Source organism: Streptomyces sp. L2 (assembly GCF_004124325.1).
Lineage (GTDB): Bacteria > Actinomycetota > Actinomycetes > Streptomycetales > Streptomycetaceae > Streptomyces.
In genome coordinates, this window is record NZ_QBDT01000001.1 from 5139059 (window position 1) to 5154665 (window position 15607).

Annotated in this window: 15 protein-coding genes, 1 tRNA gene and 1 pseudogene; 5 read left to right on the plus strand and 12 right to left on the minus strand. The window is 70.4% G+C overall.

The window, feature by feature from the left end:
• Window positions 1-3 precede the first annotated feature (3 nt).
• Window positions 4-174, minus strand: coding sequence for a hypothetical protein (locus DBP14_RS36170; RefSeq protein ID WP_164992389.1), 171 nt, complete (start codon window positions 172-174; stop codon window positions 4-6).
• A gap of 111 nt (window positions 175-285) precedes the next feature.
• Here DBP14_RS36170 and DBP14_RS22970 point away from each other — a divergent pair, with 111 nt between their 5' ends.
• Window positions 286-729: an NUDIX hydrolase gene (locus DBP14_RS22970; RefSeq protein WP_241741009.1), complete on the plus strand. Its 444-nt coding sequence runs from the start codon at window positions 286-288 to the stop codon at window positions 727-729.
• Window positions 730-787: 58 nt separating this feature from the next.
• Window positions 788-1015, plus strand: a pseudogene (locus DBP14_RS22975) (hypothetical protein); the annotation flags it as partial.
• An 86-nt stretch (window positions 1016-1101) separates the two neighbouring features.
• Here the strand turns inward: DBP14_RS22975 and DBP14_RS22980 are convergent.
• From DBP14_RS22980 to DBP14_RS22995, 4 genes are all read right to left on the minus strand, one after another.
• Window positions 1102-1174 (minus strand) — tRNA-His (locus DBP14_RS22980).
• 116 nt (window positions 1175-1290) lie between these two features.
• Window positions 1291-1893: an oligoribonuclease gene (orn, locus tag DBP14_RS22985; RefSeq protein ID WP_129309038.1), complete on the minus strand. Its 603-nt coding sequence runs from the start codon at window positions 1891-1893 to the stop codon at window positions 1291-1293.
• Window positions 1894-2002: 109 nt separating this feature from the next.
• Window positions 2003-3214, minus strand: a complete 1212-nt coding sequence (locus tag DBP14_RS22990) for a helix-turn-helix domain-containing protein (protein ID WP_129309039.1) — start codon at window positions 3212-3214, stop codon at window positions 2003-2005.
• Window positions 3215-3593: 379 nt separating this feature from the next.
• Window positions 3594-3851, minus strand: coding sequence for a hypothetical protein (locus tag DBP14_RS22995; protein ID WP_206739324.1), 258 nt, complete (start codon window positions 3849-3851; stop codon window positions 3594-3596).
• A gap of 312 nt (window positions 3852-4163) precedes the next feature.
• On the opposite strand from DBP14_RS22995, the gene DBP14_RS23000 reads away from it, so the two are divergent.
• Together DBP14_RS23000 and DBP14_RS23005 are read left to right on the plus strand one after the other, a co-directional pair.
• A complete protein-coding gene (locus tag DBP14_RS23000) occupies window positions 4164-4691 on the plus strand; it encodes a universal stress protein (RefSeq protein WP_129312031.1) in 528 nt (175 codons plus the stop codon).
• 150 nt (window positions 4692-4841) lie between these two features.
• Complete coding sequence (locus DBP14_RS23005) at window positions 4842-5405, plus strand: GPR1/FUN34/YaaH family transporter (protein ID WP_129309040.1); 564 nt, start codon at window positions 4842-4844, stop codon at window positions 5403-5405.
• A 148-nt stretch (window positions 5406-5553) separates the two neighbouring features.
• Here DBP14_RS23005 and glmS read toward each other — a convergent pair whose 3' ends face one another.
• The 3 genes from glmS to DBP14_RS23020 form a co-directional block, all read right to left on the minus strand.
• Window positions 5554-7371 carry a glutamine--fructose-6-phosphate transaminase (isomerizing) gene (gene glmS / locus DBP14_RS23010; RefSeq protein ID WP_129309041.1) on the minus strand — a complete coding sequence of 606 codons (1818 nt, stop codon included), beginning with the start codon at window positions 7369-7371 and terminating at the stop codon, window positions 5554-5556.
• A 48-nt stretch (window positions 7372-7419) separates the two neighbouring features.
• A complete protein-coding gene (locus DBP14_RS23015; protein ID WP_129312032.1) occupies window positions 7420-7677 on the minus strand; it encodes a hypothetical protein in 258 nt (85 codons plus the stop codon).
• Between the two features lie 123 nt (window positions 7678-7800).
• The gene (locus DBP14_RS23020) at window positions 7801-8697 is read right to left on the minus strand and encodes a DUF4429 domain-containing protein (RefSeq protein WP_129309042.1); all 897 of its coding nucleotides are present in this window, start codon (window positions 8695-8697) and stop codon (window positions 7801-7803) included.
• Window positions 8698-8849: 152 nt separating this feature from the next.
• Here DBP14_RS23020 and DBP14_RS23025 point away from each other — a divergent pair, with 152 nt between their 5' ends.
• Window positions 8850-10442 (plus strand): beta-N-acetylhexosaminidase, encoded by a 1593-nt coding sequence (locus DBP14_RS23025; RefSeq protein ID WP_129309043.1) that lies wholly within the window; start codon window positions 8850-8852, stop codon window positions 10440-10442.
• 76 nt (window positions 10443-10518) lie between these two features.
• On the opposite strand, the gene DBP14_RS23030 is transcribed toward DBP14_RS23025, so the two are convergent.
• Genes DBP14_RS23030 through desA form a run of 4 tightly spaced genes read right to left on the minus strand, consistent with a single transcriptional unit; the run spans window position 10519 to window position 15593 of the window.
• Entirely contained in the window at window positions 10519-12336 is a 1818-nt protein-coding gene (locus DBP14_RS23030) for an IucA/IucC family siderophore biosynthesis protein (RefSeq protein WP_129309044.1), read from the minus strand.
• Window positions 12333-12893, minus strand: coding sequence for a GNAT family N-acetyltransferase (locus DBP14_RS23035; RefSeq protein WP_129309045.1), 561 nt, complete (start codon window positions 12891-12893; stop codon window positions 12333-12335). Before DBP14_RS23035 ends, DBP14_RS23030 begins: the two co-directional genes overlap by 4 nt.
• Window positions 12890-14167 (minus strand): SidA/IucD/PvdA family monooxygenase, encoded by a 1278-nt coding sequence (locus DBP14_RS23040; protein WP_129309046.1) that lies wholly within the window; start codon window positions 14165-14167, stop codon window positions 12890-12892. Before DBP14_RS23040 ends, DBP14_RS23035 begins: the two co-directional genes overlap by 4 nt.
• On the minus strand, window positions 14151-15593 hold the full coding sequence (gene desA / locus DBP14_RS23045; protein ID WP_129309047.1) for a lysine decarboxylase DesA: 1443 nt from the start codon (window positions 15591-15593) through the stop codon (window positions 14151-14153). The genes DBP14_RS23040 and desA overlap by 17 nt, the downstream gene beginning before the upstream one ends.
• Window positions 15594-15607 lie beyond the last annotated feature (14 nt).

Genomic DNA, 15607 nt, shown 5'->3' on the forward strand with positions numbered 1-15607 from the left:
GCCTCACCCGTCCTCGCCCTCTGTTGCGAGAGCGGACAGCTCCTCCATGCTCCTGGTGATGAGCTCGCTTCCTTCGCGGACGCGTTCGGCGGCGGCGAGCAGCCGGGCAGCGTTGGCGGGAGAGCGGAACAGGTAGGCGGTCTCCTCCACGGATCCCCAGTCGTCGGCCACCATGGCACGGTACCGGCCGCCGGAGTTGCGCCGGCACAAGGGACCGGGGTGCGCGCGGTGTTCAACGTGCCTTTTGCCGCCTGGGTGCACTCCTGACCGTTACGCTCGCCCGGCATGAGCACCGAAGAGATGCGTGACGCCTCCGTGGTTGTGGCCCGCGACGCGAACGGCCTGGTGGCCGTGCTGAGCGCCGACTTTCCCCGCCACGGGGGTGACTTCCTCTTCCTCCCCGGGGGCCGTTTCGAACCCGGCGAGTCCCCGCTTGAGTGCGCCCGCCGCGAACTGCGCGAGGAAGCGGGAGTCACCGCCGAGCGGTGGCGTCCCCTCGGCGCGTACGCGATCTGCCTAGGTTCGACGGCCAGAGTCCATCTCTTCGAGGCCTGCGAGCTCACCCTCGGTGCCCAGGAGCTGACCGAGACGGAGCAGGACTTCAAGCTCATGTGGTGGCCGATGGATCACGCTGTCCAGGCCGCCCACGAGGGACGGTTCCTCCTGCCCGCCGGCCCGCTGGCTCTTCTCCTGGTCTACGACGCCTGTGTGCGGCGACCGGCAGGGTGACTGTGCACCCGCGTCACTGACATTCATGTTAGTGACATTGATGTCAGTAACATGAGGGGACCGCCGCTGTCGGGTCGCCGACCCGTACGTGCGTTTCTGGCTGCGTGGGTACTGCACGCGCATCGACGACGTCGAGATCGACATCGTCGGTGCGGACCGTCACATGGTGGCCAAGGAGATCCGCTTCGTCGGTTCGGTGAAGTGGCTGGAGAATTCCTCGTTCGGTCGGCACGACCTCGCGGCCCTGTACGCCCACCGGGCACCTCTGACGTCTGAGCCGGTCCCGGAGGGGGAGCCGGAGCGTCGTGCTCCCGCGCAGGCGCAAAGATCAAGCCCCTGACCTGTTCCCAGGTCAGGGGCTTGATCATTCAGGGTGAGTGACGGGACTCGAACCCGCGACATCCTGGACCACAACCAGGTGCTCTACCATCTGAGCTACACCCACCACGACCGGCGCTGGAAACTTTCGTTTCCCCGACCGGCCGAGAAAAAGTGTACAGGGTCCGAAGGGGTGCTCGCGCACGGCTTTTCGGTGGGCCGGCGGGCAGGGCCCGGGGGGCCTTATCGGGCAGGCAGGACGTGCCGCGCGGCGATCGACTTCGCCGTCTCGGAGTCGGGGCCGGGCTGGGGGACGAAGACGGCCTCGCGGTAGTAGCGCAGCTCGGCGATCGACTCGCGGATGTCGGCGAGTGCGCGGTGGTTGCCGTTCTTCTCCGGGCTGTTGAAATAGGCGCGCGGGTACCAGCGGCGGGCCAGTTCCTTGATGGAGGAGACGTCGACGATCCGGTAGTGGAGGTAGTCCTCCAGGGTCGGCATGTCCCGCAGCAGGAAGCCGCGGTCGGTGCCGACGGAGTTGCCGCACAGCGGGGCCTTGCCGGGTTCCTTCACGTGCTCCCGCACATAGGCGAGGACCTGCTCCTCGGCGTCGGCCAGCGTGGTGCCGCCGGCCAGCTCGGCCAGCAGCCCGGAGGAGGTGTGCATCTGGCGCACCACCTCCGGCATCGTTTCCAGCGCCCGGTCAGGCGGGCGGATAACGATGTCCACACCCTCGCCGAGCACGTTCAGCTCGGAGTCCGTGACGAGGGCGGCCACCTCGATGAGAGCGTCGTCGGACAGCGAGAGGCCGGTCATCTCGCAGTCGATCCACACCATGCGATCGTTCATGCGACCACCCTAAGGCTGACGTTCGCATTTGTGGCTCCCCCTGCCGGCCCCGGCATCGCGACGAGGGGGCGGGCAGATGCCCGCCCCCTCGCTCAGGGCCGTTGTCCGGTCAGCTCGCGGTGCGCGGTCCCGGCAGCAGGCTCACCGCGCCCGCCGCCTGCCGCCGGCTCTGCAGCGGCACCCCCGCGTCGGGGTGCAGCAGGGCCGGAACCGGGCCCACCGGACCGGGGCCGCCCAGACCGGGCGGGGCCGACGGGCCGGGCGACGGCACCGGTGCGTCCGCCTCACCGTGCCGGTCACCCTGCGGACGACGCGCCCGGTAGGCGGCCCGGTACGCCGCCGGGGACGAGCCGAGCTGGCGGCGGAAGTGCCCGCGCAGCGCGACCGGTGAACGGAAGCCGCACCGCCCCGCCACCTCGTCCACCGAGTAGTCCGACGTCTCCAGCAGGCGCTGCGCCTGCAGAACCCGCTGGGTGATCAGCCACTGCAGCGGCGCACTGCCCGTCAGCGAACGGAACCGGCGGTCGAACGTACGGCGGCTCATGTAGGCGCGTGCCGCCAGGGTCTCCACGTCGAACTGCTCGTGGAGGTGTTCCAGCGCCCAGGCGACGACCTCGGCCAGCGGGTCGGCGCCGATCTCCTCTGGTAAAGACCTGTCGAGGTAGCGCTCCTGACCGCCACTGCGGCGCGGCGGGACCACCAGGCGCCGGGCGAGCGCGCCGGCCGCCTCGTTGCCGTGGTCCGTGCGCACGATGTGCAGACACAGGTCGATGCCCGCCGCCGTACCGGCCGACGTCAGCACGTCGCCGTCGTCGACGAACAGTTCCCGCGGGTCCACGTGCACCGACGGATAGCGCTTGGCCAGCGTCGGCGCGTACATCCAGTGGGTGGTCGCCGGACGGCCGTCCAGCAGGCCCGCCGCCGCGAGGACGAACGCGCCCGTGCACAGCCCGACGATGCGGGCACCCTCCTCGTGCGCCCGGCGCAGCGCGTCGAGCGCCTCCTCCGGTGGCGGCGAGGTGATCGATCGCCAGGCCGGCACGACGACCGTCCCGGCGCGCGATATCGCCTCCAGTCCGTGCGGCGCGGTGAGTTCCAGGCCCCCTGTGGTCCGCAGCGGGCCTTCCTCACCGGCGCACACCAGCAGTCGGTAGCGCGGTACTCCGGCGTCCTGGCGGTCGATCCCGAACACCGAAAGTGGTATGGAGCTCTCGAAAATGGGGCCGCCGCTGAACAGCAGCACCGCGACGATCTCCTTGCGGCGTCGCCCGGAGAGTTTCCGGGCCGCGGCGTCCGGCACGGCAGTGGAGTCGTGGCTCATCCTGCTAAGCCCCCCTCGGTGGTCGCGGCTCCTCGGTTGTGTCGCACCTGCACGTTTCCCCTCGGTCCTGCACGAGTCCCCCGCCGTAAAGAAAGTCAAGATCGAATCTACTGGTTCCCGCGGTCCCGCGGTGACCAGTTCCGCACGCGGCACATTGTCGACATGACAACTTGGCGTGAAGCATTCGATCACGAAGCGTTGCACTCGCGGGGCCCGCAGGGAAGTACGCCTTGTCGCCGTGGCCAAACCGCGTAGGGTGCGCAGGGCCCCGCAGACCCTTTCCGTGCAGGTGGAACGGGGGTTGGGGGGTGGTTGGGGCGCTTCCCGGCCGGTATCGAGAAGTTGGCTGAAAAGATGCGTTCGAGGGTGCGGAAACCGGTCAGTCGACCGGTGTACGGCCCCTGGTGTGACGTCCGCCTCTTTGCGTGGCGCAACGCTCCGAGCGGCGCAGCAGCACCCGGCACACGGCGGTGACGGCGGCCAGTCCGAGGGCGGCGCCGGCCGCTCCGGCGAGCGAGGTGCCGTACCAGACGAGGACCAGCGGGACGAGGACGCAGCTGAAGGCGGCCCAGCGGATCACGTCGCTCACGGTGTCCGGCGCGGACTGCGGTTCGCGGGTGGATCCGGGTCCGGTCATCTCGTACTCCCTCGGCGGCGGCACACCGGGTTCAACGCCGGTTCGATCAGTCGGTCACCGCCGCATCAGCGAATCCTGTGCAAACCGCCTGTACGGGGCAGCAACCATTGCGTTACGTGCGCCTCTCGTGCATGCTCCGGTGAACCCCTGCGACACGGGGGCGTCCCGTCACGGAGCGTGCGCGGGATCTGGGCCGAGGAGGCGTGCCGCCGTACCCTTGGGGGTATGGGCTTGGGAAGATGTTTCCCGGACACAGCTCCTGTGCACACTGTCGTCCGTCCCGACAACAAGGATCACAACGCCGAGACAGCCATGGCCGGTCACGAATTCTTCGAACCCGCGGACCGCAAGCGACCGGTCGCCGATCCCACGGCGGCCGAGCCCCTGGCGGCGGAAGCGACGCGCCCTTCCTGCGATCCCGCCTTCAAGCACGGAGTCGTCGTCGGCTTCGACGGTTCCACCTCCAGTGAGCGTGCCCTGGCCTACGCGATCGGCGTGGCCCACCGCACCCGCTCGGGTCTGATCATCGTGCACGTGGCCAACCGGCTGCCCACCACGGTGTGGGCCGGCTGCGAACCCCCGGTGTTCGTGGACGTGCCGGACCACCGCACCGAGGTGCTCGGGCTGGAACTGGCGTGCGCGGACTATCTGGCCGAGGTGCCCTGGATCCTGGTCGAGCGCGGTGGCGACATCTGCCACGAACTCGAAGAGGTGGGGCGGGAGTACGAGGCGGACGCGATCGTCGTCGGGTCCACCCACGGCATCGTCGGCCGCATCTTCGGCTCCGTCGCGGGCCGGCTGGCCAAGCGGGCGCAGCGGCCCGTGATCGTCATTCCCTGAATGGTCGTCATTCCCTGAGCGCCGCGTCCCGCGGTTCGGCCCAACTCCCTTTGTGCAGCGTAAAACTACTCACCGGTAGAGGTGGTTTGTGCTCTTGTGAAGGGCATATATCGGTCACCGCGCAAAGCACATGCATGAAGGGAGCCCGCCGTGGACAACGACGTCTCTGCGGGAAGCGCAAGCACTACCGTGGTCGGCCGACTCGCCCTGGGAATCACCCTGTTGGCGTTCGGCATCGGTACGACCGGCGTGATCGACGGCGTGACGGCGTCCGACTCGGTTTCGCTGGCCCGCTATGTGGGCGGCGTCGCCCTGTTCCTCATAGGCCTGTTGGCCTTCCGCCTCGGTGACGGCGGGTCCGGTACGGGCTATGTGGCGCTCGGCGCCCTGTGGTTCACCTGGGCCGTCGCGGCCGGCGGCACCATGTCGGACAACGGGGCCGGCCTGTTCCTGGTCCTGTTCGCCCTCGTGGCCCTGACGTTGACCATGGCCGGCGGGGACAGCCTCGGCCAGCTGACGCACGGGCTGCTGTTCCTGGCGATGCTGGTGCTGGCCGTCGCGGCCTTCGCCGACAGCTCCACGCTGACGAAGGTGGGGGGCTGGGTCGCCGCGGTGGCCGGGGCGGCGGCGTGGTACGCGGCGACTGCGGCGTACGCGCACTGGCCGACGGCCCTGCCGGGGCGTGCGGCTCGGGGGGTGACGGCGGCCGGCTGAAGTACCGCACGTTGAAAGGACCCCCGCGTGTGTGGTGGCGACACGTGGGGGTCCCCTCTTTGCGCCTAAACCGGCGCCGCTCTCGCGGACCTGGTTGCTCGCCGTCGGGGTGCTCAATTGCGGCTTCGGCCGTAGGGCGGAAAAATTCCTACTCGACCGTTACCGACTTGGCCAGGTTCCTCGGCTTGTCGATGTCCCTGCCCAAGGTCAACGCCGTGTGGTAGGCCAGGAGTTGGAGGGGGATGCCCATGAGGATGGGGTCGAGTTCGTCCTCGTTCTTGGGGACGACGATCGTCTCGTCGGCCTTCTCCTGGTGGCGGTGGGCGACCGCGAGGATCTTGCCGCTGCGGGCCTTGATCTCTTCCAGGGCGGCGCGGTTCTTCTCCAGCAGGTCGTCGTCGGGGACGATCGCGACCGTGGGCAGGGCGGGCTCGATCAGGGCCAGCGGACCGTGCTTCAGCTCGGAGGCCGGGTAGGCCTCGGCGTGGATGTAGGAGACCTCCTTGAGCTTCAGGGAGGCCTCGCGGGCCACCGGGTAGCCCCGGACGCGGCCGATGAAGAGCATCGAGCGTGCCTGGGCGTAGCTCTCGGCCAGCTTCTTGATCTCGTCCTCCTGCTGGAGGATCTCGGTGATCTGCGCGGGCAGCTTGCGCAGGCCCTCGATGATCCGCTTGCCGTCGCGCACCGAGAGGTCGCGGGTGCGGCCGAGGTGCAGCGCCAGCAGGGCGAAGGCGACCGTGGTGTTGGTGAAGCACTTGGTGGAGACCACGCAGACCTCGGGGCCCGCGTGCACGTAGATGCCGCCGTCCGCCTCGCGGGCGATCGCCGAGCCGACCACGTTGACCACGCCGAGGACCCGGGCGCCCTTGCGCTTCAGCTCCTGCACGGCGGCGAGGACGTCGTACGTCTCACCGGACTGGGAGACGGCGACGTACAGGGTGTCGGGGTCGACGACCGCGTTGCGGTAGCGGAACTCGGAGGCGGGCTCGGCGTCCGCGGGGATGCGGGCCAGCTCCTCGATCATCTGGGCGCCGATCATGCCCGCGTGGTACGAGGTGCCGCAGCCGAGGATCTTCACGCGGCGGATCTGCCGGGCCTCGCGGGCGTCCAGGTTGAGGCCGCCGAGGTGCACGGTGGAGAAGCGGTCGTCGATGCGGCCGCGCAGCACGCGGTCCACGGCGTCGGCCTGCTCGTGGATCTCCTTGTGCATGTAGGTGTCGTGGCCGCCCATGTCGTACGACTCCGCCTCCCACTCCACGGTGGTGGGCTCGGCGGTGGTGCGGGTGCCCTCGGTGGTGTAGGTGCGGAAGTCGTCGGCCTTGAGGGTGGCCATCTCGCCGTCGTCGAGGGTCACTATCTGCCGGGTGTGCGTGACCAGCGCGGCCACGTCGGAGGCGACGAACATCTCCTTCTCGCCGATGCCGAGGACCACCGGGGAGCCGTTGCGGGCCACGACGATGCGGTCGTTGAAGTCGGCGTGCATCACCGCGATGCCGTACGTGCCCTCGACCAGGCGGAGCGCGGCGCGGACCTTCTCCTCCAGCGTCTCGGCCTCGGAGCGGGCGATCAGGTGGGTGAGGACCTCGGTGTCGGTTTCGGAGAGGAACTCGACGCCGTCCGCCTCCAGCTTGCGGCGCAGGTCGTCGGCGTTGTCGATGATGCCGTTGTGGACGACGGCGACCGTGGAGCCGGCCGACATGTGCGGGTGGGCGTTCAGGTCGGACGGGGCGCCGTGCGTGGCCCAGCGGGTGTGGGCGATGCCGGTCGTGCCCTTGAAGCGGGCCGGGACCTTGGCCTCCAGGTCGCGCACCCGGCCCTTGGCCTTCACCATCTTCAGGCCGGCCGTCTTCGGGGAGGTGACGACCAGGCCCGCGGAGTCGTAGCCCCGGTACTCCAGGCGCTGCAGCCCCTCCAGGAGCAGCGGCGCCACATCACGCTTCCCGATGTATCCGACAATTCCGCACATATAGAGGTATCCCCAAGTGTTCGGTTCGGCCGCGCCGTGACGGCGCGGTCAGCCGTAGACGATGCGCCGCAGTTGCCGGAGGGTCAGCTCCGGCGGTGCGACGGCCCGGTATTTCAGGTCCGCCCCGATCTGTTCGAAGATCGTCGCGTTCACCAGGCCCTGGGCCTGGAGCTCGCGGTGGCGGCGACGGACGTATTCCTCGGTCGTCTCGTCGAAGTAGGCGAGCACGTCCTGGACCACCCGCAGCGCCTCGCCCCGGCTGAGGGGCGTGGAGCGCGTCAGATGATCAACGAGTTCGTCGTGCACCCGGTAGATCCTGGGGTACTGGACGCCTCTTCGCAAGAATCCTGCCCGATATCGGGCAGTGGTGCGCTGATGTGGGACCGGGATGGGGTAGAGCGTCCCTTTCGTGCCGGTTTTTTCGCACGCTCACATCCGCTTGAGCACCGCCTGCTTGGCCATCGCGAACTCGTCCTCCGTCAGCACCCCGTCCCGGCGGAGCTCGCCCAGTTCCCGCAGCCGTCGCAGCAGTGCGTCGTGGGTGTCCTCGGCGGCGGGGCCCTCGACGGGGGCCGCCTTCGCGAGCGGCACCCGCTCGGGTTCCAGGTCCGTCCCGCCGGCCGGGGCCGAGGGGTGCGGTAGCCGGGCCTGGACGGCCGCCGCGACCAGGGCCATCAGCGGGTCCTTCTTGAAGCCCCACAACTCCACCGCGTGGGGGTCGAACTTCGGCGGTGCCGTCACGGTCGCGCCGCGCACGGTGAAGCGCAGGTGCCCGTTCTCCAGCCCCACCGCCGGCTGCCACTGGACGCCGGTGATCTCCGTGAGCGGGACGGTCCGGGGCCCGGCGGCGGCCTTGGCGTCCTCCGTCTTCCAGTTCCACTCCAGCAGCACCCGCTCGCCGTCGAAGGACGCGGTGCCGTCCCCGGCCGAGGCGGACAGCGGGACCGGCGGGCCGGGCAGCAGGTACTCGGTCACCGGCGCGGGGGAGACGGAGTCCAGCAGCAGAGCGGCGCGCACCTCTTCCGCGAGGTACTCGGCGACGCCGTACCGGTCGGACTCCACAGCCAGCTGATAGGGGTCCTGGGAGTCGGTGAGGCGGCCGGCCGTGGCCTGCAGCAGCGGATCGGCACCGGCGCGCAGCCGCAGGCGCAGCCGGCCCGCCCGGCGGCCCTGCTCGAACGACACCCCGGCCAACGCCCCGAGCGGTACGACGAGTTCGCCCAGCTCCGCGCGCAGCGGTCCGGTGTTCCGGTCCCGGCCGGGCGTCAGCCGCAGGGCGTCGCCGTCGAACGCCCAGGTGCCGTCCTTCTGGATGATTTCCGCCATGCGGGGATTGTTCCACCGGTTCTGCGGGAGAGTGGTCTCTACCACTTCTGAAGGGAGCGCATGTGACACGGCATCACCGCACGACTCCCCGAACGACTTCCCGCGCGACATCTCGTCCGACCGCTCGCGCGACGTCTCGTACGACCCCCCGTATGACCCGCCTCCTCGGGTCGCTGCTGCTCATGGCGGCCGCCGGCGCCACCACGCTGGGCGCCGCGCCCGCGCCGGCCCACGCGGCGGCCACGCCCCTGGACCGGGTGGTCCCCGCGCCCGCCTCGGTCACGCCCGGCGGATCGCCGTACCGCATCACGCGCGGCACCCGCGTCCGCGTCGACGCCTCCGGTTCCGGCTCCGCGTCGGGTTCCGGTGAGGTCCGGCGGATCGCCGAGTACCTCACCGGCGTGCTGCGGCCCTCCACCGGATACCGGCTGCCGATCACCGACCACGGCACCGGCGGCATCCGGCTCCGGCTCGCCGAGGGGCCGTTCGGCGCCGAGGGCTACCGCCTGCACAGCGGCTCGGCCGGGATCACGCTGACCGCGAGCGCGCCCGCCGGGCTCTTCCACGGAGTCCAGACCCTGCGCCAGCTGCTCCCGGCGGCCGTCGAGAAGAGGACCGTCCAGCCCGGCCCGTGGACCGTCGCGGGCGGCACCGTCGAGGACCGTCCGCGCTACGGCTACCGGGGCGCCATGCTGGACGTCTCCCGGCACTTCTTCGGTGTCGCCCAGGTCAAGCGCTACATCGACCAGCTGGCCCTGTACAAGATCAACGAACTCCACCTCCACCTCAGCGACGACCAGGGCTGGCGCATCGCCGTCGACTCCTGGCCGCGACTGGCGCCGTACGGCGGCTCCACCGAGGTCGGCGGCGGTCCTGGCGGGTACTACACCAAGGCCGACTACCGGGAGATCGTCCGCTACGCGGCCGCGCGGTATGTCGAGGTCGTCCCCGAGATCGACATGCCCGGCCACACCAACGCGGCCCTCGCCTCCTACCCCGAACTCAACTGCGACGGCACAGCGCCCCCGCTCTACACCGGCACCGACGTCGGTTTCAGCTCGCTGTGCGTGCCGAAGCAGGTGACGTACGACTTCGTGGACGACGTCATCCGCGAACTGGCGGCGCTCACCCCCGGCCGCTACCTGCACATCGGCGGCGACGAGGCGCACTCCACCAGCCACGCCGACTACGTCACCTTCATGAACAGGGTCCAGCCGATCGTCACCAAGTACGGCAAGACGGTCATCGGCTGGCACCAGCTGACCGGCGCCACCCCCGTGCCGGGCGCGCTCGCCCAGTACTGGGGACTGGACGGCACCAGCGCGGCGGAGAAGGCCCAGGTGGCGAAGGCCGCCCAGCACGGCACCGGGCTGATCCTCTCCCCGGCCGACCGGGTGTACCTGGACATGAAGTACTCCAAGGACACCAAGCTCGGCCTGGACTGGGCGGGCCTGGTCAGCGTGAAGCGGTCGTACGACTGGGACCCGGGCAGCTACCTCCCCGGCGCCCCGGAGTCGGCGGTCAAGGGCGTGGAGGCGCCCCTCTGGTCGGAGACCCTGACCACGTCCGCCGACATCGAGTACATGGCGTTCCCCCGCCTCGCGGGCGCGGCCGAGCTGGGCTGGTCCCCGGCGGCCACCCACGACTGGGACACCTACAAGGTGCGCCTCGCCGCGCAGGGCCCCCGCTGGGACGCCCTCGGCATCGGCTACTTCCGCTCGCCGGAGGTCCCCTGGCAGGGCTAGAGACACAGCGGTGACGGGCACCCCGGAGGACCGTACTCCGGGGTGCCCGTCCGTCCGTTCCCTCAGAACCCGGCGATCAGAACCCGGCGATCGGGTTCCGCAGGGTGCCGGCCAGCTGGAGCGCGCCGGACGGGTCGGTGAGGTCGACCATCTGCCGGTTGTCGCGCAACTGGAGCCGGTTCAGGCAGGACAGGGCGAACTCGGGGGTGAAGAGGTCGTACCGCCGGAACTTCTCCGCCAGTTCGGGCACCGTCTCCTGGTACTCGCGGGTGACCTCGGCGACCGTGCGCCAGAAGTCGTCCTCCGCCAGGACGCCCTCGGCGGCGAGCCGGGCCGCGAGGAAGCGGAAGAAGCAGTCGAAGACGTCGGTGAACAGGGACAGCAGTTTCCTGTCGTCGGGGACGTCGACGCGGACGCGCCGCACCTCCGGCGGCAGGACGGCGTCCGGGTCCATCACCGCGATCTCCTCGGCGATGTCCTTGAAGACCGCACGCCGTACCGCACCGTCCTCCAGCACGAGGATCACGTTCTCGCCGTGCGGCATGAAGACCAGGTCGTAGGCGTAGAAGCAGTGCAGGAGCGGGGTGTAGTAGGCCCGCAGGTACTGGCGCAGCCACTCGGCCGGGGCCTGACCCGAGCGCTCGATCAGGGCGCCCGCGAAGGACGCGCCCTCGTGGTCGACGTGCAGCAGCGAGGCCATGGTGGCGAGCGACTCGCCCTCCGCGAGCGTGGGGACGGGGCTCTCCCGCCACAGTGCGGCGAGCATCTTGCGGTACGGGGAGTGGCGGTCGGTGGCCCGCTCGTACTCCAGGTGCCGGTAGCCGACGGCCGCCCGCTCGCGGATGACCGCCAGGCCGGTCGACTTGAGCACGGGGTCACCGTCGATCAGCTGGGCGAGCCAGTCGTTGATGGCCGGGGTGGCCTCCATGTAGGCGGCGGAGAGGCCGCGCATGAAGCCCATGTTGAGCACGGACAGGGCCGTCTTCACATAGTGCTTCTCCGGGTGCGAGGTGTTGAAGAACGTCCGGATGGACTGCTGGGCCAGGTATTCGTCGTCGCCCTCGCCCAGGCACACCAGGTTGCGGCGGGCGACCTCGGCGGCGAACGTCACGCTGAGCTTGTTCCACCACTGCCAGGGGTGGACGGGGATGAACAGGTAGTCGGCGGGGACGAGGCCCTGTCCGGTGAGGACGGCGTGGAACCGGCGGACCGTGTCCCCGCCCAGCTCCTGCCGGACGAACGACTCGTAGGCGATGCCGGCGCCCGCCGTGAACGCGGCCCGCGAGCGGTGCGCGGCCAGCCACACCAGCCGTACGGGGCTCGCGGTCTCGGGGGCGTACGACAGGTACTCGTGGACGCCGAACCCGAGCCGCCCGTTGTTGGCGACGAAGCAGGGGTGCCCCTCCGTCATCCCGGTCTCGACGTCCTGGAACCCGGCCCGGACCAGCTCGGCGGCCGGGACGGGCGGCTTGGTGAGCTTGTAGCAGGTGCCGGACAGGGTGGAGGAGATCTCCTCCAGGTAGACGGGCAGGACCTCGTCGCCCAGCCCGAGCGACCGCCGCAGCTCGACGACGAAGTCCAGTGCGGCGAGGGGCAGTTCGGTGCCGGCGCGGTGCCGGGTGAGGGAGTCGGCGTCGATGTCCCAGTGGTTGAGGGCGCGCCGGGTGGCGGTGAAGCGGTACGTGGTGAGCCCGTCGTCGCTGCGGACGAGGTACCCCTCGCCGTCCGCCTCGGGTGTGATCAGCCGCTCGTGCGCGAGCTCCGCGAGGGCCTTGCGGACCAGGAGCCGGTTGGCGGTGTCCCAGCGCTCGGGGGAGAGGTGGGCCACGGCGTCGGCGTGGGGCGTGGGGAGGGGCGTAGGGAGGGGCGTGGGAAGGGGAGTGGGGAGGGTCATATGGAGACCGCCTTCTCGAACTGCTCGCGCGTGCAGAAGCTCAGCAACGCGGTCTTCTCCGGTTTGTGGACCTCCCGCTCGGGCACGAACCCGACGGCCGCGTTCAGGGCGTGTACGGCGGTGTTGCGGACGTCCGGCTCGACGACGACCCGGTGTGTCGCCGGATCCTCGAACAGGTGGGCCATGACGGCGGTGATGACGGCCCGGGTGAAGCCGTGCACGGGCGTGCCGGTGGCCGGGACGAGGAAGTGCATGCCGGTGTCGCCGGGCTGCGGCTCGTACAGGCCGACCAGTTCGCGCCGGGCGGGGTCGTAGCGCTCCATGAGGAAGGCCGGTGTGCCGTCCCGCAGGCCGAGGAGGGCGTGGTGGTGGTCGTCGGCGGCGATCTCCATGTAGGCGCGTTCGACGTCCTCCAGGCGGGCGTCCCCCATCATCCAGAACGCGGCCTTGGGGTGGGTGACCCAGGAGTGCAGCAGCTCGGCGTCGCTGAGCGGGTCGACGGGCCGGAACGCGAAGGCGGGCGGCGCGGCGGCGGGGCCGGTGTGGGCGGGGGTCATGCGGCGAACTCCTGGAAGGCGATGGACTTCTCGACCGGGTAGTACTCCGTGCCGAGCAGCTCGCGGATGATGCAGCTGTTGCGGTACGCGCCCATGCCCAGGTCGGGACTGGTGACGCTGTGGGTGTGCACGCCGGCGTTCTGCAGGAAGACGCCCCGGCCGGTGACGTCGATCGCGTAGTTGCGGGCGATGTCGAAGTTGCCGTGGGAGTCGCGGCGCAGCCGGTCGCGGACGGGGGCGAGGAACTCCGGCTCGGTGTACCGGTAGCCGGTGGCGAGGATCAGCCCCTGCGACGCGATCTCGTAGTCCTTCTCCTGCTCCTCCTGCCGGAAGGAGAGCGTGTACGTGCCGTTCTCGTGACGGGCTCCGGTGAGCGCCGAGTTGGTGAGCAGCCGGGTGGGCACCGGACCGGCGAGGTTCTTCTGGTACAGCAGGTCGAAGATGGCGTCGATCAGGTCGCCGTCGATGCCCTTGAACAGGCCCTTCTGCCGTTCGGTGAGCCGGTAGCGGGTGGCCTCGGGCAGGGCGTGGAAGTAGTCGGCGTACTCGGGGCTCGTCATCTCCAGGGTGAGCTTGGTGTATTCGAGCGGGAAGAAGCGCGGGGAGCGGGTGACCCAGTTCAGCCGGTAGCCGTGGACGTCGATCTCGCTCAGCAGGTCGTAGTAGATCTCGGCCGCCGACTGGCCGCTGCCGACCAGCGTGATGGACTCCTTGCGCTGCAGCTCCGCCTTGCCCCGCGCATAGCGGGAGTTGTGCAGGAAGTCGCCGCCGAGGCCCCGGCAGGCTTCGGGGACGTAGGGCGGGGTGCCGGTGCCGAGGACCAGGTGCCGGCCGCGGTAGGTGTCACCCGTGGCGGTCCGCACCACGTAGACCCCGTCCTCGTACGTCACCTCGGTGACCGTCGAGCCGAACCGGACGCTGCTCAGCTTCCCGGCCGCCCAGCGGCAGTAGGCGTCGTACTCCACGCGGAGCGGATAGAAGTTCTCACGGATGTAGAACGAGTACAGCCGGCCCTGCTCCTTCAGGTAGGCGAGGAAGGAGTACGGCGAGGTCGGGTCGGCGAGGGTGACCAGGTCGGACAGGAACGGGGTCTGGAGGTGGGCGCCGTCCAGGAACATGCCCGCGTGCCACTCGAAGCCGGGTTTGCTCTCCAGGAACACGCCGTCCAGCCCGTCGATCGGCTCGGTGAGGCAGGCGAGGCCGAGGTTGAAGGGGCCGAGGCCGATCCCCACGAAGTCGTGGGTGCGCGGGCTCGTTTCAGGACGCGCGGTCAAGGGACTCTCCCAGGTACTGCTCGGCGTGGCTGGCGATGAGGTCGAGGACGGCGGCGATGTCGTCCGTGGTCGTCTCGGGGTTGAGCAGGGTGAACTTCAGATAGTGGCGGCCGCCCGCCTTGGTACCCGCGACGACGGCGTCACCGGAGGCGAACAGGGCCTTGCGGGCGTACAGGTTGGCGCGGTCGATCTCCGCCGGGTCGGTGACGGCCGCCGGGATGTAGCGGAAGACCAGGGTGGAGAGCGCGGGTTCGACGATGACGTCGTAGCGCGGGTCGGCGGCGAGCATCCGCCAGCCCTCCCGGGCCAGGGCGCACACCTCGTCGAACAGCGCGCCGACGCCCTCGGCGCCCATGGTGCGCAGCGTCAGCCACAGCTTCAGCGCGTCGAAGCGGCGGGTGGTCTGCAGGGACTTGTCGACCTGGTTGGGGATGCGCTCGCGCGTCATGCGGCGCGGGTTGAGGTACTCGGCGTGATAGGTGGCGTGCCGCAGGGTGGCCGCGTCCCGGACCAGCACGGCGGACGAACTCACCGGCTGGAAGAAGGACTTGTGGAAGTCGACGGTGACCGAGTCGGCGCGCTCGATGCCGTCGAGGAGGTCGCGCCGGGTCGGGGAGACCAGCAGCCCGCAGCCGTAGGCGGCGTCCACGTGCATCCAGACGCCGTACCGGTCGCAGAGTTCGGCGATCCCGGGCAGGGGGTCGACGGAGCCGAAGTCGGTCGTCCCGGCGGTGGCGACGACGGCCATCGGAACCAGCCCCTCGGCACGGCACCGCTCCAGCTCGCGTGCCAGCGCGACGGTCCGCATCCTCTTGTCCCGCCCGACGGGCACGGAGACGACCGAGTCCTCCCCGAGCCCCAGCAGTCTGGCGGACTTCCGCACGCTGAAGTGGCTGACCTCGGAGGCGAAGACGCGCAGCCGGTCCGTCGCCTCCGCCTTGGCCTCCTCCCGCGCGAGGAGCAGCGCCTGGAGGTTGGACTGGGTGCCACCGGAGGTGAACACGCCGTCGGCGGCGGGGCCGAGGCCGATGCGGTCGGCCGTCCAGTCGATGAGCCGTCGCTCGATCAGGGTGCCGCCGGCCGACTGGTCCCAGGTGTCCAGCGAGGAGTTGACCGCCGACAGGACGGCCTCTGCCAGGACGGCCGGGATGACGACCGGGCAGTTGAGGTGGGCGAGGTAGCGGGGGTGGTGGAAGTACACCGCGTCCCGCAGGTAGACCTCCTCCAGCTCGTCGAGGACGGCGGCGGTGTCGCCGAGCGGCCGGTCGAGGTCGACGCGGTCGATGCGCGGGGCGAGGGCGTCGACGGTGACACCGGTGAACGGCCGGTCGGTGGTGGCGAGTCTGGCCGCCACCCGCTCGACTCCTTCGGTCACGGAGCGGCGGTAGTGCTCCGCGGTGAGGCCATTGAGCAGGTGAGAGCGCATGTGGGGGTCCTCCG